Origin of the sequence: Methylobacterium sp. Leaf118, assembly GCF_920984675.1 — a bacterium.
GTDB lineage: Bacteria > Pseudomonadota > Alphaproteobacteria > Rhizobiales > Beijerinckiaceae > Methylobacterium.
The window spans coordinates 36,911-55,667 of the sequence record NZ_CAKLBV010000030.1 but is presented as its reverse complement, the minus strand read 5'-3'; the positions used below and the strand labels follow the sequence as shown (position 1 = coordinate 55,667).

General features: G+C 71.2%; 15 protein-coding genes and 1 pseudogene. 9 read left to right on the top strand and 7 right to left on the bottom strand.

The window, feature by feature from the left end; genetic code table 11:
• From LW587_RS14185 to LW587_RS14165, 5 genes and pseudogenes are all read right to left on the bottom strand, one after another.
• Nucleotides 1-83 (bottom strand): annotated as a pseudogene (locus tag LW587_RS14185) (elongation factor Tu); the annotation flags it as partial.
• Between the two features lie 157 nt (nt 84-240).
• Nucleotides 241-519 (bottom strand): RNA-binding S4 domain-containing protein, encoded by a 279-nt coding sequence (locus tag LW587_RS14180; RefSeq protein ID WP_232630235.1) that lies wholly within the window; start codon nt 517-519, stop codon nt 241-243.
• A 22-nt stretch (nt 520-541) separates the two neighbouring features.
• Nucleotides 542-4,048, bottom strand: a complete 3,507-nt coding sequence (locus LW587_RS14175; protein WP_232630234.1) for a helicase-related protein — start codon at nt 4,046-4,048, stop codon at nt 542-544.
• Nucleotides 4,049-4,103: 55 nt separating this feature from the next.
• Nucleotides 4,104-4,445: a hypothetical protein gene (locus LW587_RS14170; protein ID WP_232630233.1), complete on the bottom strand. Its 342-nt coding sequence runs from the start codon at nt 4,443-4,445 to the stop codon at nt 4,104-4,106.
• Between the two features lie 83 nt (nt 4,446-4,528).
• Nucleotides 4,529-5,434 carry a DUF3108 domain-containing protein gene (locus tag LW587_RS14165; RefSeq protein ID WP_232630232.1) on the bottom strand — a complete coding sequence of 302 codons (906 nt, stop codon included), beginning with the start codon at nt 5,432-5,434 and terminating at the stop codon, nt 4,529-4,531.
• 382 nt (nt 5,435-5,816) lie between these two features.
• Between LW587_RS14165 and LW587_RS14160 the strand changes: the two genes are divergently transcribed.
• Together LW587_RS14160 and LW587_RS14155 are read left to right on the top strand one after the other, a co-directional pair.
• On the top strand, nt 5,817-6,362 hold the full coding sequence (locus tag LW587_RS14160) for a heme NO-binding domain-containing protein (protein ID WP_232630231.1): 546 nt from the start codon (nt 5,817-5,819) through the stop codon (nt 6,360-6,362).
• 4 nt (nt 6,363-6,366) lie between these two features.
• On the top strand, nt 6,367-7,914 hold the full coding sequence (locus LW587_RS14155) for a putative bifunctional diguanylate cyclase/phosphodiesterase (RefSeq protein WP_232630230.1): 1,548 nt from the start codon (nt 6,367-6,369) through the stop codon (nt 7,912-7,914).
• A 61-nt stretch (nt 7,915-7,975) separates the two neighbouring features.
• Here the strand turns inward: LW587_RS14155 and LW587_RS14150 are convergent, their stop codons facing one another.
• Nucleotides 7,976-8,977 carry a glucokinase gene (locus LW587_RS14150; protein ID WP_232630229.1) on the bottom strand — a complete coding sequence of 334 codons (1,002 nt, stop codon included), beginning with the start codon at nt 8,975-8,977 and terminating at the stop codon, nt 7,976-7,978.
• Between the two features lie 88 nt (nt 8,978-9,065).
• Nucleotides 9,066-9,821, bottom strand: a complete 756-nt coding sequence (gene otsB, locus LW587_RS14145; RefSeq protein WP_232630228.1) for a trehalose-phosphatase — start codon at nt 9,819-9,821, stop codon at nt 9,066-9,068.
• 95 nt (nt 9,822-9,916) lie between these two features.
• Here otsB and LW587_RS14140 point away from each other — a divergent pair, with 95 nt between their 5' ends.
• From LW587_RS14140 to LW587_RS14110, 7 genes are all read left to right on the top strand, one after another.
• Nucleotides 9,917-10,411: a DUF427 domain-containing protein gene (locus tag LW587_RS14140; RefSeq protein ID WP_232630227.1), complete on the top strand. Its 495-nt coding sequence runs from the start codon at nt 9,917-9,919 to the stop codon at nt 10,409-10,411.
• Nucleotides 10,412-10,494: 83 nt separating this feature from the next.
• Nucleotides 10,495-11,712 (top strand): serine hydrolase domain-containing protein, encoded by a 1,218-nt coding sequence (locus LW587_RS14135; RefSeq protein ID WP_232630226.1) that lies wholly within the window; start codon nt 10,495-10,497, stop codon nt 11,710-11,712.
• Nucleotides 11,713-12,280: 568 nt separating this feature from the next.
• On the top strand, nt 12,281-12,754 hold the full coding sequence (locus tag LW587_RS14130; RefSeq protein ID WP_232630225.1) for a formate dehydrogenase subunit gamma: 474 nt from the start codon (nt 12,281-12,283) through the stop codon (nt 12,752-12,754).
• Complete coding sequence (locus LW587_RS14125; protein WP_232630224.1) at nt 12,751-14,310, top strand: formate dehydrogenase beta subunit; 1,560 nt, start codon at nt 12,751-12,753, stop codon at nt 14,308-14,310. The genes LW587_RS14130 and LW587_RS14125 overlap by 4 nt, the downstream gene beginning before the upstream one ends.
• Before the next feature lie 12 nt (nt 14,311-14,322).
• A complete protein-coding gene (gene fdhF / locus LW587_RS14120; protein ID WP_232630223.1) occupies nt 14,323-17,175 on the top strand; it encodes a formate dehydrogenase subunit alpha in 2,853 nt (950 codons plus the stop codon).
• Nucleotides 17,176-17,384: 209 nt separating this feature from the next.
• On the top strand, nt 17,385-17,675 hold the full coding sequence (locus LW587_RS14115) for a formate dehydrogenase subunit delta (protein WP_232630222.1): 291 nt from the start codon (nt 17,385-17,387) through the stop codon (nt 17,673-17,675).
• 84 nt (nt 17,676-17,759) lie between these two features.
• Nucleotides 17,760-18,701, top strand: a complete 942-nt coding sequence (locus LW587_RS14110; protein WP_232630221.1) for a LysR family transcriptional regulator — start codon at nt 17,760-17,762, stop codon at nt 18,699-18,701.
• The last annotated feature ends 56 nt before the right edge of the window (nt 18,702-18,757 follow it).

The following is an 18,757-nucleotide window of genomic DNA, read 5'->3' as shown; positions in this document are numbered from 1 at the left end:
AGCGACGTCTTGCCGTGGTCGACGTGGCCGATCGTGCCGATGTTGCAATGCGGCTTGTTACGGGAGAACTTTTCCTTGCCCATCGTGCATTCCTATCGCGGACACGCCGGCGCAAGCCGGCCGTAAAGGCGCGGTTCGCTTAGAGGCTCGCGCGGCGATGATCAAGCGGCCGTTTGTTTTCAGGCCGGGCGGGAGGTTCGGCTCAGCGGCCTCCGGGCGTCTCGCGCGAGGTTTAAGCCCTCACGGGTCGGTCGCTTCGCCGAGCGCTTCGTAGAGGCGTTGCGCCTCCGGGGCGGCGCCCCGGCGCTCGCCGAGATCGCGCACGCGGATCACCATCGTGCCGTGCGGGGCGGCCACCGTCAGCACGTCGCCGATATGGACCGCCTTGGCCGCGACGTCCGCCCGCGTCCCGTTCACTCGGACATGGCCCTCGGTCACGAGCCGGGCCGCCATCGATCGGGTCCGCGCGAAGCGCGCGAACCACAGCCATTTGTCGAGGCGCTGACGCCCCGCGTTCATGCCGTCGCGGGCCCCCTGGGCCTCAGCGCTTGCCGCCGTCGGATTCGAGCTTCGCCTTCAGGGCGGCGAGCGCCGCGAAGGGCGAATCCGGATCGGGCTGGCGCTCGCGGCGGGGCGGGCGCGGCTCGGCGTTGGGGCGGCGGTTCTCGTCGCGGCGGTCGGGACGCCCGTGCGGGCCGGCATGATCGCGGCGCGGACCGCCCTCGCTGCGCCCCTCGCCACGCTGGTCGCCCCGTGCGGCCTCCCGCGGCGGACGGCCGCCCGCGGGACGATCCTCCCGGGGACGGCGCGGCCCCTGGCCCTCGCCGCCGCGGCGCTCGCCCTGGGGGCGGCCCTCCTGCCGTCCTTCAGGCCGTCCGTCCTGCCGTCCCTCGGGCCGACCCTGGCCACGGCCGTGCCGGGGCCCGGAATGGCGCTGGGGACGGTGGAGGTGCCAGACCTCGACGGTCTCGGGTTCGGCGGGCGCGGTCTCGGTGCCGGGTTCCTCGGTGCCTGTTTCCTCGGTGCCGGGTTCCTCGGTGCCGGGTTCCTCGGCGCCTGTTTCCTCGGATCCCGTTTCCTGGGCGGCGGCCTCGAAGGCCGGCTCCTCGGTGTCTGCGGAGGGGGCGTCCGGGTCCGTCGCCGCGCCGGAGACTTCCGCCTCCTCGACGGACGGGACCGACGAATCGGCGGCATCGACCGCTTCGACCTCGCCGGTCGCCGCGGCGGCGTCCGCCGCCTGCGCGGTCTCGGCCGGCATCGGTACGGTGCCCTCGTCCGGCGGGGCGGCGTCGGCCGAAGGTTCGGCCGTCACGGGCGCCTCGGCATCCGGCGTCTCTGCGTGCGAAGTCTCTGCGTGCGACGTCTCGGCCGGGCTCTCCGCCGGAGCGGAGGCGTCGGCGGGCGCATCTGCCGCGGTCTCGGTTTCGGCCTCGGTGGCGGTCGGGTCCGCCTCGGCCGATTCGGCCTCGGGCGCCTGCGTCTCGGTGGCGGTCGCCGCATCGGTCTCGGCCGCGTCCTGCGGCGCGGCCGGGCGCGGGGCCGGGGTCGTCGGGGCGGCGGCGATGATCGGGGCGGTGATGGCCGGGCCGGGGCGTACCTGCGCCACGTAGCCCAGTGACTTGAGGATCGACGCGAAATCCTCGCCCGAGCAGCCGACCAGGGAGGTCATGTTGACGGTGGCCACGAAGCCGTCGCCATCGGCGGTGCCGGCCGGCGGCTCGCCGACGGTGGTGCCGGGGCGGTAGGCGATGGCCGGGCGGATCAGGTCGGCGAGCCGCTCCAGGATGTCGACACGCACGGCCCGCTCGCCGCAGACGCGGAAGCCCGCGGCCCGGTAGAGGCCCTTGGCGATGTCGGGATCGACCTTGATCGAGGTGCGGCCGGAGCTGGCCAGATGCGCGATCTCGTCGAGACCGGGCTGGTCGAGCCCGCCGTTGCGCAGGGCCCAGAGCTGGGCCGCGAGGGTGCGCGGGGCCGGCTTCAGGAGCGCCGGCAGGAAGATGTGGTAGGCGCCGAAGCGCACGCCGTGGCGGCGGAGATTCGCCCGCCCGTCCTGATCGAGGCTGCGCATCTCGTGCGCCACCTTGGCCCGCTCCAGGACGCCGAGCGCCTCGACCACCTGGTAGCCGATGCCGCGGGCGAGCCCCGTGAGGTCGGCGGCGCTCTCGATCTCCATGAGCGGCCCGAGCAGGCGGGTCACGTGGGCGCGCAGCCACGCCGTGAGCCGCGTCTCGACCTTCTCGCGGGACGGACCCGTGAGGCTGTCGTCGGCGATCAGGCGCAGGCCCGGCTCGAACAGCTTGTCGCCCGGCGTCAGCTTGGCGACCGGATCGCCGGTCCAGCGGATCACGCCGTCATGCGAGACCACCAGGGCCGCGTCGGCCGCCGAGGCGAAGCGGTCGGCCCGCGCCTCGATCTCGCCGGCCAAGGCCTTCTCGGCGGCCGCGCGCAGGGTTTTGGCCTCCTGCCCTTCGGCCAGCGGGTCCGGCACGAATTGGAAGCCGTGAAGGCGCCCCACATGTTGACCCTCGACGGTGACGTCACCGCCGGAGGTGATCTCGGCTTCCAGCATCGTCTTCTCTCTCAGGCGCCGCATCAGGACGCTGGTGCGCCTGTCGACGAAGCGGCTCGCGAGGCGCTCGTGCAGGGCGTCGGACAGCCTGTCCTCTACCCGACGCGTCTCGCCCTGCCAATGCAGAGGATCGAGCAACCAGTCGGGGCGATTCGCCACGAAGGTCCAGGTCCGCCCCTGCGCGATCCGTTGCGACAGCGCGTCGATGTCGCCGTCGGTGCGGTCGATCATCGCCACGTGCTGGGCGAACCAGTCGTGGGGAATGCGCCCGGCCATCCCCCGCATCAGGAAGCGGTAGAGCTGGGCGACGAGGTCGGCATGGGTCTGGGGATGGACCTTGCGGTAATCCGGCAGGCCGCAGGCATCCCACAGGCGGCGCACCGCCGCCGGGCCCTTGGCCATATCGCGGATGTCCTCCTCGCGCATCAGGATCTCGAAGGCCTGCTGGTCCTCGCCCATGGGCGCGCGGGTCAGGCCCTGCTCCTGGGGATGCCGGTCGAGGCTCGCCTGCAGCGCCTCCAGCGAGCCGAAATCGAGATCGGGATTGCGCCATTGCAGGACGCGCAAGGGTTCGAAGTCGTGGCTCTCCAGCGCCTCGACCATCTCGGGCTCGAAGGGTGGGCAGCGGCCCGTCGAGCCGAAGGTGCCGTCGGAGGTGTGGCGCCCGGCCCGGCCCGCGATCTGGCCCATCTCGGCGGGCGTCAATTTGCGGAAGCGGGTGCCGTCGTATTTCCAGTTGGCGGCGAACGCCACGTGGTCGACATCGAGGTTGAGCCCCATCCCGACCGCGTCGGTGGCGACGAGATAATCCACGTCGCCCGACTGGTAGAGCTCGACCTGACTGTTCCGGGTGCGGGGCGAGAGCGCGCCGAGCACCACTGCCGCGCCGCCGCGCTGGCGCCGGATCAGCTCGGCGATGGCGTAGACCTCCTCCGCCGAGAAGGCGACGATCGCGGTGCGGTGCGGCAGCCGCGAGATTTTCTTCTCGCCCGCGAAGGTCAGGCTCGACAGGCGCGGCCGGGAGGTCGTCTGCACCCCGGGAATCAGCGACTGCACCAGCGGCAGCATGGTCGAGGAGCCGATCAGCAGCGTCTCCTCCCGGCCCCGCCGGTAGAGCAGGCGGTCGGTGAAGACGTGGCCGCGATCCATGTCGGCGGCGAGCTGGATCTCGTCGATCGCCACGAAGGCGACCTCGAGATCGCGCGGCATCGCCTCGATGGTGCAGATCCAGTAGCGCGGCCGGTCCGGCTTGATCTTCTCCTCGCCGGTGACGAGGGCGACGTGCTCGACCCCGACCTTGGCGACGACGCGCAGATAGACCTCGCGGGCGAGGAGCCGCAGCGGCAGGCCGATCATGCCGGTGGGATGCTGGAGCATCCGCTCGATGGAGAGATGCGTCTTGCCCGTGTTGGTGGGCCCGAGCACCGCCGTCACGCCGCGCGCGCGGGCCTCGCGGGAAAGGGTGCGGAGCGTCATGCGGCGGGGGCGATCCCTTCGGCGTCGAGGGCCGATGGAGAGGCGGGGAGGACCGCTACGGGCGCGGAGACGGCCGCGGCGGCCTGCCCTCATATGGGTCGCCAGGGGGGCGGCTGCCAACCGAGGCGCCGAGGCCCGGATAGAGATGGATGTCGACCGAGGTCGGCGCGCCCTGCGGGGCGAGGTCGGCGCAGAGCGTGTCGGGCACCGCCGTGAGGGGGCCGCGGCGGGGCGGCCGGCCCTCTGTCACCTGCGCCGAGGAGAAGGCGTCGGGGCCGCAATCCTGGCCCGCGCTCAAGGGGCGGGCCTCGGCGGGCAGCGCGACGAGGAGCCACAGGAGGGCGGCGAGGGGCGCAGGCCCCGGCCGGGACCGGCGGGGGGGGAGCGGGGCGGTCATGGCGCGGTTCTACCGAGCGCGAGGGCGGGAAGCGTCCCGGACGGGGCGGGGCCGGACGGTCGGTCGCGGCGCCGCTTCCCGCATCAGCGCTCCGGGAGGCTCGCCTCCGCGACGGTCGCCGGGGCGGGCTGGGCCTCGCCGCCCGCCGCGGTCCCGGTCGGCGCGCCGGTGCGGGTCCAGCGGGTCGCCTCGATGATGTTGGTGCCGAGGGTGGTGCGCACCGCGATCCGCATCGGCACCAGGACGCGCGTGCCCTCCACGGGGGCGAGCCAGACCGACATGTCGCGGTTCTCCTCCATGAACTTCACCCCCGGCCGGTCGGCCCGGTGGCCGGCGATGGCGACGTAGCGGGCGTTGCAGACCAGCACCGGCCCGCTATAGCCGGGCTTCTGCACCGCGCGGGTCTCGCCGTAGCTCAGCACCACGTTGAAGCGGGTCGCGCCGTCGAACACGGGGAGCGTCCGGTTGCAGTTCTCCGGGTCGGTCGGTTCGGCCTTCGCGCGCACGGGCATCGCCAGGGCGCTGGCCGGATCGATCACGCCGCGCTTGGAGGCCGCCGTGACGGGCACGCGGTCGCCGGTGTCGAGGAGCGGCGGGGTCACCTCGGATTGGGTGACGTTGCCGCCCGACAGCGCCATGCGGACGGCGATGCCCGAATTACTGGTGCGGGTGGCGATCGCGAAGGTGTTCGGCATCGGGGCGGTCACGAGCGTGCCGCTGGAGCGGGCCGAGCCCTGCCCTCCGGTCACCGCACCGACGAGGCCGGTCAGCACCGCCGACACGTCCATGCGGTAGCGCGGCCCGTCGAAGGTGCCCGAGAGCTGCGCGTTGCCGATCGGGATGCCGGCGAGATTCACGCTGTAATCGACGGTGACCCCGGCGGACGCCTTCGGGGCCTTCGCCCGCGGGGCGGCCTCCGCGCCGGTCGCCGGGAGGGCGAGCGCGGCGGCGAGGACGAGGTGGGCGCGAAGGAGGGGCTTGGCGCGCATGGTCGGGACTCTGTCGGCTCCACGCTCCCGCTCGCCCCGGGACGGGACCGGCGGGATACCGGAAGGTATCGCCACCCATGGTTAACAGACCGTTGGGCCGGCGCCAGTCGGCCGGAGGGGCCTGATGTCCGTCCGCATCCGGGCATGCCGTCGCGTGGCCCGAAGGCCCGGATGGCCAAGCATCGCGGCCGGTCACGGTCCTCGAACATTGGGCCGGGAGACCGCCACGGCCGCGGGAGCCCAAGTTTTCCGTCGAAGCCCTGCCGCGCCGGCGTAGTCGCGGTGAAAATCGTCGGTGATCACGAATCGCGTGATCGGCCCTTAACGCGATCGTAAGTCTCCTGAGCGAGCGTCCTAACAAATATCAGTACGAGTGACGGTCATGAAGGGCGTGGTGTTCACGGAGTTTCTAGATTTCGTCTCCGGGACACTCGGTGCCGATGTGGCGGATGACGTGATCGACGAGGCCGCCGTGCCGAATGGCGGCGCCTACACCGCGGTGGGCACCTACCCGCATACCGAGATGCAGGCGCTGGTGGCGGCCCTGTCGCGCCGCACCGGTCGGCCCGCGCCCGAATTGCTGAGCCTGTTCGGCCGACATCTGTGCCGCCGTTTCTCGGTCAAGTATCCCGAGTTCTTCCGCGCGCAGACGACGTTGTTCGACTTCCTCGACAGCGTCGACGGACACATCCACGGCGAGGTGCACAAGCTCTACCCCGATGCCGAGCTGCCGGTGTTCCGTCTGGCGCGCCGAGGCACGGACGCCATCGACCTCGACTATGCGAGCTGCCGCCCCCTCGAGGCGCTGGCCGAGGGCATGATCCACGCGGCCGCTGACCATTACGGCGAGCCGGTCGCCATCGCCACCTCGCGGGTCGCGGAGGCGGCGGGGAGCTTCGTGCGCTTCTCGATCCGGCACGCCGCCTGACGCCGTGTCGCTCTTCGAGCCCGACGATCTCCGGGAGCGGCCCGACCCGGCGCTCGAGGCCGAGGAGCGGCTTCGCCGCCTGGAGCGCCGCATCGCCCGGGAGCGTGCCGCCCGCGCCGAGGCGGAGGCGCTGCTCGAAGACAAGTCGCGCGAACTCTACGCCCTCAACCAGCAACTCGCCCGATTCGCCGCCGATCTGGAGGGCCGGGTCGAGGAGAGGACCCGCGAACTCGCCTCCGCCCGGGAGCGTGCCCTCGAACTCGCCGAGCGCGACCAGCTCACCGGACTCGCCAACCGCACCCGCTTCACCCGCGCCCTCGAAGAGGGGGTCGCCCGCTCGCGCCGGACCGGACACCGCTTCGCCCTGATCCTGCTCGACCTCGACCGCTTCAAGGAGATCAACGACAGCCTCGGCCACGAAGCGGGCGACATCTTCCTCCAGCACACCGCCCACCGCCTCCTCGTGGTGCTGGGGGAGCAGGCGGTGGTGGCCCGCCTCGGCGGCGACGAGTTCGCCGTCCTCCTCCCCATGGACGCCTGCGCCGATCTCGTCGCACTCGGGGCGGGCGTCATCGCGGCGATCAGCCAGCCGATGCCGTTTCGGGATCGGGTCCTGGAGGCTTCCGGCTCGATCGGCGTCGCGGTGTTTCCCGACGACGCGAAGACCGGCAGCGACCTGCAGCGCTACGCCGACATCGCCCTCTACCGCTCGAAGGCGACCCGCTCCGCCGCGACCCGGTTCGACGCCGCGATGAGCCGCGAGATCGAGGCGCGCCACGCGCTCGGCGGCGACCTCGCCCGGGCCATCCGGGACGGCGCCATTGAGCCGTGGTTCCAGCCGATCGTCGACGGCTCGACCTGCCGCACAATCGGCGCCGAGGCCCTGGCCCGCTGGGTCCACCCCACCCTCGGCCTGCTCACCCCCGCGGCCTTCCTCGGCCTCGCCGAGGAGCGGGGCCTGATGCACGACCTGTTCGCCGGCATGATGCGCCGCGCCTGCCCCCTGGCGCGGGACTGGATCCGCGCCGGGCGGCTCGGGACCCTCTCGATCAACCTGTCGCCGAGCCAGTTCAAGCTCGGCTCGGCGGCCGAGGACGTGATCGCGCTGCTCGCCGAACTCGATTTCCCCCCCGAGGCCCTGACCGTCGAGATCACCGAGGAGGTGCTGCTCAACGACCTGCCCCGGGCGCGGGTGCAGCTCGAGCGGCTCGCGGCCCACGGCGTGCGGATCGCGCTGGACGATTTCGGGGTCGGCTACTCGAATATCGGCTACCTGCGCCAGCTGCCGATCCACACGCTCAAGCTCGACCGGTTGCTGACCCAGGACGTGGCCACGGAGCACAAGGCCCGCTCGATCCTGAGCGCCATGGTCCAGATCGCCCGGGCGCTCGACCTGCACATGATCTCGGAGGGGGTCGAGGATTCCTCCCAGGCCTTGTGGCTGACCCATCTCGGCTGCCGCTACCTCCAGGGCTACCTGTTCGGCCGGCCGATGTCGCCGGACGCCTTCGCCGAATATCTCGGCCTCGCCGCCGCGCGCCAGATCGCCTGAGCGGGGCGCGCGAAGGCCGGGCCCCTCCTCCCGGCCGGTGTCGTCCCCGGTCCCCGACGGCTCACCCCTGCGGCGGCCAGACCTGTCCGTGATAGACGAAGCGCCCGCCCTCGCCCGCCAGCGCGGCGAGCCCGCTGAAGGCCGGGTCCCGCACGGTGATGACGCTGGTGGGGATGGCGCGCATCTCGGCCGCGAAGGGCGCCTTGCGCTCGAAGGCCTCGCGGAAGCCGCCCGTCCGCAGGATCGGCACGATCCGCGGGGCGATGCCGCCGCCGATATACACGCCCCCGGTGGCCAGAAAGATCAGCGCGAGGTCGCCGCAGACGCGGCCGAGCAGCCGGGCGAACCAGTGGAGCGCCGCCTGCGCGTGGGGGTCTTCGCCCGAGAGGCCGGTGCGGGTGATCTCCGCCGGATCGACGCGGTGGCCGTCGTCGCCCGCCCGCACCGCCCGGATCGCCGCGTGCAGCCGCGACAGGCCGGAGCCCGACAGGAGCGTCTCCACCGTGATGCGGTCGTCCGTGCGCTCCAGGGCCGGCCAGAGCGCGGCCTCCTCGGCATCGGCGGGGCCGAGATCGGTGTGGCCGGCCTCCGTCGAGACGATGGCGAGCCGGTCCCCGTAGGGCACCAGAGCCGCCGCGCCGAAGCCGGTGCCGGGCCCGAGCACGAGGCGCGGCCCCGGCGGGTCGCCCCGATCCGGGCCGACCGGCGTCAGGTCGTCGGGGGCGATGCCGGCCGCGCCCGCCGCCACAGGCACGTAGTCGTTGACGATCGCGACCCGGCTCAGGCCGAAATCCCGGCCGATCGCCGCCCCCTCGACCACCCAATCGGCATTGGTGAGCTGGACGGCGGGCGCATCGACCCGGCCGGCGATGGCGAGGATCGCCGAGCGCGGGGCGGGGCCGCCGCCCTTGGCCAGGGCCGCCCGGATCGCCGCGCTCGGATCGGGATGACCGGCGGTCGGCTCGTGGGAGAGGAGGCGGGGCGCCGCGCCCCTCGCCTCGATCCATCCGAACCGGGCATTCGTCCCGCCGATATCGCCGATCAGCACCGGGAATTCGAACATGTCTCGCCGTCGTCTCGCGCCTGTCCCATCCGGACCCTAACAGAGGGTCGGAGCGCCGGTCGACAAGCGTCGCGAAAGCGGGCCGGGCTCAGGCCGGCGGCAGGGCGTCGGGGTCGATTGCCCCGCCCTCGGCCCAGGCCGTCAGCAGGGCGCGCACGTCGGCGGGGGTGGCGAGACGCCGGGTCGCCACGGTCTCGCCGTCTCCGATCCGCACGCTGACGCCGCCATCCTGGTTGACCGAAGCGAAGGCGATCTCATCGGTACGGTCGTCGCCTAAAAAGATCGCCCGGCGGCCGGCATAGGGGGCGGCCTCCAGGAAGGCCCGGATGGCGTGGCCCTTGGTGGCGTCGGCGGGCACGATCTCGCCCACCGCCTTGCCGAGCTGGAGCCGGTAGGTGCCCCCGAGATCGGCCGCCACCGCCTTGACGATGGCCTCCGCGGCCTCGGCATCCGTGGGGGCAGCCAACCGCCAATGGACCGCGACCGAGGCGCCCTTGTCCTCGATGAGCACCGCCTCGTAGCGGGCGGTCTCGGCATGGAGCCGCTCGACGCCCGCCCGCAGGTCCGGATGGTCCTCCGGGCGCCCGCCGCTCACGATGCCGTCCACCCGGCGCTCGACCCCGTGCAGGCCGGCCACGTCGAACCGGGCGGGCGCCAGGAAATCGTCGATCACCGCGACCGGGCGGCCCGTCACGATCGCCAGCGCCCCGCCGAGCCGTTCCCGCAGGCGCTCCAGGGCGGGCACGAGGCCGGGATCGACCCGCACCGCGTCCGGGCGCGGAGCGATCTCGACGAGGGTGCCGTCGAAATCGAGGAACAGGGCATGGTCTGCGGCTTCGCTCACGGCAGCGTCCTTCTTCCGGCTGGTCCCTGCGCTACCATGAGGGCCGCGCACGACAAACCGGCGACGCGCGCGGCCACGATCCGGGAGACCATCGCATGCGGCCCATCCCCGTCCGCCCCTGCCCGGGGCAGGAGAGCGTCTGGGACTATCCCCGCCCGCCCCGGCTGGAGCCGGTGCCCGAGCGTCTGACCGTGATCCTCGGCGGCCGCACCATCGCGGCGACGGCGGCGGGCTTCCGGGTGCTCGAGACCAGCCACCCGCCGACCTACTATTTCCCGCCCGGAGACGTCGCGGACGGGGTGCTCGGGGCCCCGCGCCGGGCCGGGATCTGCGAATGGAAGGGCCGGGCCGTCCTGTTCGACGTGGCGGGGGGCGGCGTGGAGGCGCCCGGCGCGGCCTGGGCCTATCCCGATCCCACGCCGGCGTTCCGGGCCATCGCCGGATACGTCGCCTTCTATCCCGCACCTATGGAAGCCTGCCTCGTCGGCGAGACCCGCGCCGAGCCCCAGCCCGGCGGCTTCTACGGAGGCTGGATCACCCCCGACCTCGTCGGCCCGTTCAAGGGCGGCCCCGGCACGATGGGATGGTGAGTTCGGTGGTGAGTTCGGTGGTGACTTCCCGCGTCTGACCGCTACACCCTCGGGCGGAATCGCGCGGCAGGGAGCTTCAGGACATGCAGGTCGAGACGGATCCGGGCGCGGTCGGACTCTGCCCCGAGCGGCTAGAGCGGGTCGATGCCTGGATGCGCGGCTATGTCGAGAGCGGTCGCCTCGCGGGGCTCTCGGTCTCCGTGATGCGCGGCGGACGGACCGCCTTCTTCCGCGCCCACGGCCATGCCGACCTCGCGCGGGACAAGCCGTTTTCTGCCGACACCATCACCCGCATCTACTCGATGACGAAGCCGCTGACCTCGCTGGCGGTGCTGATGCTCTACGAGGAGGGCCGGTTTCAGCTCGACGAACCCGTCGCGCGCTTCCTGCCGGAATTTGCCGACATGCGGGTCATGGTCGGCGGCAACCGGGCCAAGCTCGAGACCGTGCCGGCGCTCCGCCCGATCACGATCCACGACCTTCTCACCCATACGAGCGGCCTGACCTACGGCTTCATGGAGGCGACCCTCGTCGACGCGCTCTATCGCCAGGAGGGGATCGACTTCCAGACCTCGAAGCTCACCCTGGCCGAGACCGTCGCCCAGCTCGCCCGGCAGCCGCTGCTCGCCCAGCCTGGCGCCGAGTGGAACTACTCCGTGGCCACCGACGTCCTCGGCCATCTCGTCGCCGTGGTCTCCGGCATGGACTTCGCCGACTTCATGCGCAGCCGCATCCTGCGTCCGCTCGGCATGCACGACACCGATTTCTTCGTGCCCGAGGACAAGCATCCGCGCTTTGCCGCCAACTACGCCTTCGACCGCGAGGGGCGGCTGCGCCTGTTCGACGACAGCGTCGGCAGCAAGTTCCTCACGCCCCCGCCCCTCGCCTCGGGCGGTGGCGGCCTCGTCTCGACCGCCGCCGACTACCTGCGTTTCTGCCGGCTCATCCTCAATCGGGGCGCGCTCGACGGCGTTCGGCTCCTCGGCCGCAAGACCGTGGCGCTGATGCTGGCGAACCACCTGCCCGGCGATCTCGCCGCGATGGGACAGCCGCGCTTCGCCGAATCCTCCTATGCCGGCATCGGCTTCGGTCTCGGCTTCTCGGTGATGCTCGATCCGGCCCGGGCCCAGATCCTCGGCACGCCGGGCGAGGTGTCCTGGGGCGGGGTGGCGAGCACCTCGTTCTGGATCGATCCGGACGAGGACATGGCGGTGCTGTTGCTCGCCCAGCTCATGCCCTCCTCCGCCCTGCCCCTGCGGCGGGAATTGCGGGTTCTGACCTATGCCGCACTGACGGCTTGAGGGCTGCACGATCTTGCCGAAAACGGTCGCCGCGCCGCTCGTCGGACCGCGCAGAGGCCCCGGTTCGTAGGCCCGTCCGAGCGGGCACGCACTGACGGCATGGGGCGGTTGCGTCCGCGGCGAGGCTGGCGCGTCGGCCCGTATCGGGGGCGCCGGCTCTGAGAGCGTGCCGCCGCGACAGGGAAACCAGGGGCATCCCCCCGGATCCGACATCCCCGCGGAGGCTCGCTCGCCTCGGCCCGGGCGATGGAGACCGGTTTGCGGAGAAAAGCCCAGGCCGCGCAGGGTTCTAGAGGCGATATCCGGGTCCGGCCTCGCGGCCGAGGCCCGCAGGGGCGGGGCCCGATCTCCTCGCACTCGCGCTCATCGGCGGGGCGTGTCGGCCTGCGGCAAAACATTTTGAAGCCGATTTCAAAAAAAGTTTGAACCGTATTGAGCGGCTTTCGCAGTGCAATCTCACGGGTTTGATCGAAGATCTTTGTCGAACGACGAGACAGCTTGATTGAACTTTAGTGCCTCCCTTGGTTGGATTGGTTCCAAGAACGAGACCAATCTAGGCAGGAAACCGATGGCCAGTTCTGAGCCGTGGAACGACGCGCGGGCAGCCGGAATCGTCGCCGAGCTGCAGTCGCTCGAAGGCGCGACGCTCCCGATCCTCCACGCCCTGCAGGAGACGTTTGGCTACGTCGACGCGCGGGCCGTGCCGATGATCGCCGAGGCGCTGAATCTCTCCCGCGCCGAGGTCCATGGCTGCCTGACCTTCTACCACGACTTCCGGCGCGAGCCGCCGGCCGGGCGCCACCACGTCAAGCTGTGCCGGGCCGAGGCCTGCCAGGCGATGGGCTCCGACCGGCTCCATGGCGAGATCCTCGCCCGCATGGGCTGCGACTGGCACGGCACCAGCCCCGACGGCGTCACCGTCGAGCCGGTCTACTGCCTCGGCCTCTGCGCCAACGCCCCCGCCGCCCTGGTGGATGACGAGCCCCTGGCCCGCCTCTCCGCCGAGTCCCTCGACGCCGCCCTCAAGGAGGCCCGCGCGTGAGCATCACCATCACCGTCCCGCAGGACGCGGTCGCCCTCGGGCTGGGCGCCAACCGAGTCGCCCGCGCGATCGTCTCCGGCGCGGAAGCCCGGGGTCTCGACGTGCGCATCGTCCGCACCGGCACCCGTGGCCTGCTGTGGCTGGAGCCGATGGTCGAGGTCGCCACGCCCGACGGCCGCATCGCCTACGGCCCGGTGACCCCGGCCGATGTCGAGAGCCTGCTCGACGCGAATTTCACTGAGGGCGGCGCGCACCCGCTCCGCCTCGGAAAGCCGGAAGAGATTCCGTTCCTGGCGCGTCAGCATCGCCTGACCTTCCACCGCTGCGGCGTGGTCGATCCGGTCTCGGTCGAGGATTACCGGGCCCATGGCGGCTATCGCGGCCTGGAAGCCGCGCTCCAGCGCGACGCCGAGGGGATCGTCGGCGAGGTGCGCGAGTCGGGTCTGCGCGGGCGCGGCGGCGCCGGCTTCCCGGCCGGCATCAAGTGGAACACGGTGATGCTGGCCAAGGCGGACCAGAAATACGTGGTCTGCAACGCCGACGAGGGCGATTCCGGCACGTTCGCCGATCGGATCATGATGGAGGGCGACCCCTTCAACCTGATCGAGGGCATGACCATCGCGGCCGTCGCCACGGGCGCGACGCGGGGCTACATCTACTGCCGCTCCGAGTACCCGCAGGCGTTCCGGACGCTTCGCACGGCCATCGCCAACGGCGTGAGGGCCGGCGTCCTCGGCGACGACATCCTGGGCTCGGGCAAGGCCTTCCATCTCGAAGTACGGCTGGGCGCCGGCGCCTATATCTGCGGCGAGGAGACCTCGCTCTTGGAGAGCCTGGAAGGCAAGCGCGGCATCGTCCGGGCCAAGCCTCCGATCCCGGCGCTGAAGGGCTTTCTCGGCAAGCCGACGCTCGTCAACAACGTCATGACCTTCACGGCCGTGCCGTACATCCTGGAGCACGGTGCCAAGGCCTATGCCGAATACGGCATGGGCCGGTCCCTCGGCACCCTGCCGATCCAGCTCGCCGGCAACATCAAGCATGGCGGCCTGATCGAGTACGCCTTCGGCATCACGATCCGACAGGTCATCGAGGATTTCGGCGGCGGCACGCGGTCGGGCCGGCCGGTGCGCGCGGTGCAGGTCGGCGGCCCGCTCGGCGCCTACTTCCCCGACGATCTCCTCGACACGCCCCTCGATTACGAGGCGATGGCGGCCAAGAAGGGCCTCGTCGGCCATGGCGGCATCGTGGTGTTCGACGACACCGTCGATATGGCGCGTCAGGCCCGCTTCGCCTTCGAGTTCTGCGCCACCGAATCCTGCGGCAAGTGCACCCCCTGCCGCATCGGCGCCACCCGCGGCGTCGAGACCATGGACAAGGTCATCTCCGGCATCCGCCCGGAGGCCAATCTCAAGCTCGTCGCCGATCTCTGCGAGGTCATGACCGACGGCTCGCTCTGCGCCATGGGCGGCCTGACGCCGATGCCCGTGATGAGCGCGATTCACCATTTCCCCGAGGATTTTCGGCGCGCGGGCGATCTGCCCGTCGCGGCCGAGTGAGGAGGCGCTCGCATGACCCTCATCAAGGAAATCGATTACGGCACGCCGATCCGGCTCTCCGAGCAGACGGTGACGCTGACCATCGACGGCGAGAGCGTGACGGTGCCCGCGGGCACCTCGGTCATGGCCGCCGCGATGCAGATGGGGACCAAGATCCCGAAGCTCTGCGCGACCGATTCGCTGGAGCCGTTCGGCTCCTGCCGCATGTGCCTCGTCGAGATCGACGGGCGTCGCGGGACGCCGGCCTCCTGCACCACGCCGGCCGAGAACGGCATGGTCGTGCACACGCAGAGCGACAAGCTGCATCGCCTGCGCAAGGGCGTGATGGAGCTCTACATCTCCGATCACCCGCTCGATTGCCTGACCTGCGCGGCCAACGGCGATTGCGAGTTGCAGGACACCGCCGGTCAGGTCGGCCTGCGCGACGTGCGCTACGGCTACGAGGGTGACAACCACGTCCGGCCGAGTTCCGAGCGCTACCTGCCCAAGGACGAGTCGAACCCCTATTTCACCTACGACCCGTCGAAATGCATCGTCTGCAATCGCTGCGTCCGCGCCTGCGAGGAGACGCAAGGCACCTTCGCGCTGACCATCTCGGGCCGCGGCTTCGACAGCCGCGTGGCGGCGGGCCCGACCAACTTCATGCAGTCCGAATGCGTGTCCTGCGGCGCCTGCGTCCAGGCCTGCCCGACCGCGACGCTCCAGGAGAAGACCGTCCACGAATTCGGCCAGCCCGACCATTCGGCGGTGACGACCTGCGCCTATTGTGGCGTCGGCTGCGCCTTCAAGGCCGAGATGCAAGGCGACCGGGTCATCCGCATGGTGCCCTACAAGGGCGGCAAGGCGAATGAGGGCCATTCCTGCGTGAAGGGCCGCTTCGCCTACGGCTACGCCACCCACAAGGACCGCATCACCAAGCCGATGATCCGCGCCAAGATCACGGATCCGTGGCGCGAGGTCTCCTGGGAGGAGGCGATCAACCACGCCGCCTCCGAGTTCAAGCGCATCCAGGCGACGTACGGAAAGGACTCCGTCGGTGGCATCACCTCGTCGCGCTGCACCAACGAGGAGGCCTACCTCGTCCAGAAGTTGGTGCGCGCCGCCTTCGGCAACAACAACGTCGACACCTGCGCCCGGGTCTGCCACTCGCCGACCGGCTACGGCCTGATGTCCACCCTCGGCACCTCCGCCGGCACGCAGGACTTCAAGTCGGTCGAGGAATCGGACGTGATCCTCGTGATCGGCGCCAACCCAACCGACGGTCACCCGGTCTTCGGCTCGCGCATGAAGAAGCGCCTCCGGGAAGGCGCCCGGCTCATCGTCGCCGACCCGCGCAAGATCGACCTCGTGAAGTCGCCCCACATCCAGGCGGACTATCACCTGCCGCTGAAGCCCGGCTCCAACGTCGCCTTCGTCAACGCCTTCGCCCACGTCATCGTCACGGAGGGGCTGATCGCCGAGGACTACGTCCGCGAGCGCTGCGACCTCGCCGAGTTCGAGTCCTGGGCCCGCTTCATCGCCGAGGAGCGCAACTCGCCCGAGTCGGCGCAGGCCATCACCGGGGTCGATCCGCAGGCGATCCGCGAGGCGGCCCGCCTCTACGCCACCGGCGGCAAGGCGGCGATCTACTACGGTCTCGGCGTGACCGAGCACAGCCAGGGCTCGACCATGGTCATGGGCATGGCCAACCTCGCCATGGCCACCGGCAATATCGGCATGGTGGGGGCGGGCGTGAACCCGCTGCGCGGCCAGAACAACGTGCAGGGCTCCTGCGACATGGGCTCGTTCCCGCACGAGCTGCCGGGCTACCGCCACGTCTCGGACGACGCCACCCGCGAGAGCTTCGAGGCGACCTGGGGGGCCAAGCTCGACAACGCGCCGGGCCTGCGCATCACCAACATGCTGGACGAGGCCGTCGGCGGCACCTTCAAGGCCCTCTACATCCAGGGCGAGGACATCGCCCAGTCCGACCCCGACACCCATCACGTCACCTCCGGCCTCAAGGCCATGGAGTGCATCGTGATCCAGGACCTGTTCCTGAACGAGACCGCCAAATACGCCCACGTCTTCCTGCCGGGCGCCTCGTTCTTGGAGAAGGACGGCACCTTCACCAACGCCGAGCGCCGCATCTCCCGCGTGCGCAAGGTGATGGCCCCGATGGGCGGCTACGGCGACTGGGAGGGCACGGTGCTGCTCGCCAACGCCCTCGGCTACAAGATGGATTACACCCATCCCTCCGAGATCATGGACGAGATCGCGGCGCTCACCCCGAGCTTCGCGGGCGTGTCCTACGCCAAGCTGGAGGAACTGGGCTCGATCCAGTGGCCCTGCAACGAGAAGGCGCCGCTCGGCACGCCGATGATGCATGTCGACCGGTTCGTGCGCGGGCTCGGCCGCTTCATGATCACGGAATACGTGCCGACCGACGAGCGGACGGGGGCCAAGTTCCCGCTGATCCTGACCACGGGCCGCATCCTGTCGCAGTACAATGTCGGCGCGCAGACCCGGCGCACCGAGAACTCCCGCTGGCACGAGGAGGACGTGCTGGAGATCCACCCCTTCGACGCGGAACTCCGCGGCATCGTCGACGGCGACTTGGTCGCATTGGAGAGCCGTTCGGGCGACATCGCGCTCAAGGCCAAGGTCACCGAGCGGATGCAGCCGGGGATCGTCTACACGACCTTCCACCACGCCAAGACCGGCGCCAACGTCATCACCACCGACTATTCGGACTGGGCCACCAACTGCCCCGAATACAAGGTGACGGCGGTACAGGTCCGGCGCACCAACCGACCCTCCGACTGGCAGGCGAAGTTCTACGAGGAGGATTTCTCGCTGACCCGCATCGCCGAAGCGGCGGAGTGATCTTTTAAGACCGGGGCGGGCTGATCTCAGCACCGCCCCTCCCATCCATCCCCCTATCCTGAGATGCCGGAGCGAAGCGGAGGCCTCGAAGGAGGGCTCCAGTGCCCACGCGATCTCGGGAGCCCTCCTTCGAGGCCGCTCACGCGGCATCTCGGGATGAGGGCGCTGGCCGGCGTGCGGCCCCATCCCATAAAGAGCCCGAGCAGGCGATGAGCGCGACGAACCCCAACGACAAGCTGGTGCGCATGGCCAACCAGATCGCCCTGTTCTTCCGGTCCTACCCGGAGGACGAGGCGGTGGCGGGCATCCACAATCACATCGTGGCGTTCTGGACGCCGAAGATGCGCCGCGACCTCGACGGCTACGCCGAGGCGGCGGGCGACCGGCTCGACCCGCTGGTCCGGACGGCGCTTTCCAGCCAGCCCACCACCGACAGCCCCGTGCGCCCGGCGACCCGCAACCCGCAGCTCGCGGGCGAGGGCGCCAGCGACGCGGGATGAGGTCCCCCGCGGCTTGAGCCCGGTCGGGCCCCGGCCTACCAGGGCCGGGCCCCGCCCTCCCCGCGGGCCCCGGAACCGGCAACCGTGATCGACAAGCTGGAATTCCTGCTGGCGCTCGCCCGCGAGCAGCATTTCGGGCGCGCGGCGGAGGCCTGCGGCGTGACCCAGCAGACCCTCTCGGCGGGGGTGAAGAGCCTGGAGGACCGCTTCGGCGTGCGCCTCGTCCAGCGCGGCTCACGCTTCCAGGGGTTCACGCCCGAGGGCGACCGGGTCCTCGCCTGGGGCCGGCGCATCGTCGGCGACGCCCGGGCGATGCAGGACGACGTGGCCGCGCTCCGCCGGGGCCTGTCGGGCCATCTGCGCATCGCCGCGGTCCCGACCGCGCTGCCGATGGTCGCCGCCCTCACCACCCCCTACCGCGTGCGCTATCCGAATGTGCGCTTCAGCGTGCTCTCGACCACCTCGGAACAGATGTTCGCGCTGATCGACAACCTCGAGGCCGATGCGGGGCTGACCTATCTCGACAACGAGCCCCTCGGGCGCGTCACCGCCGTCCCGCTCTACACCGAGCATTACCAGCTGCTGACGGCGGCGGGCGGACCCTATGCCGAGCGGGCCAGCGTCACCTGGGCGGAACTCGCGAAGATCCCCCTCTGCCTGCTGACGCCCAACATGCAGAACCGACGGATCATCGACGAGCAGCTGCGCCAGGCCGGCGGCGAGCCTGCGCCGACCCTCGAATCGAACTCGATGGTCGTGTTGATGACCCATGTGCGCACCCTGCAATGGGCCAGCGTGATGCCGGCGATCCTCGCCGACGCGCTCGGGCCGACCGAGGGGCTGCGGGCGATCCCCATCGTCGAGCCGGATCTGCGCCACGCCATCGGCCTCGTCGCGGCCCGCCGCGATCCGGCCACGCCGATGGTGACGGCGCTTCTCGCCATCGCCCGCACGGTGGCCCGCACCCTCGACGGCGACGAACCGGTGTCCGCGCGGCCGTCCGGTGGGGGAGGGGGCGGGGGATAGCGCCCCGGCCTGCGCGGTGGATGCCGTTCGTCAGAACAAAGCAAATCAGGCCGGTG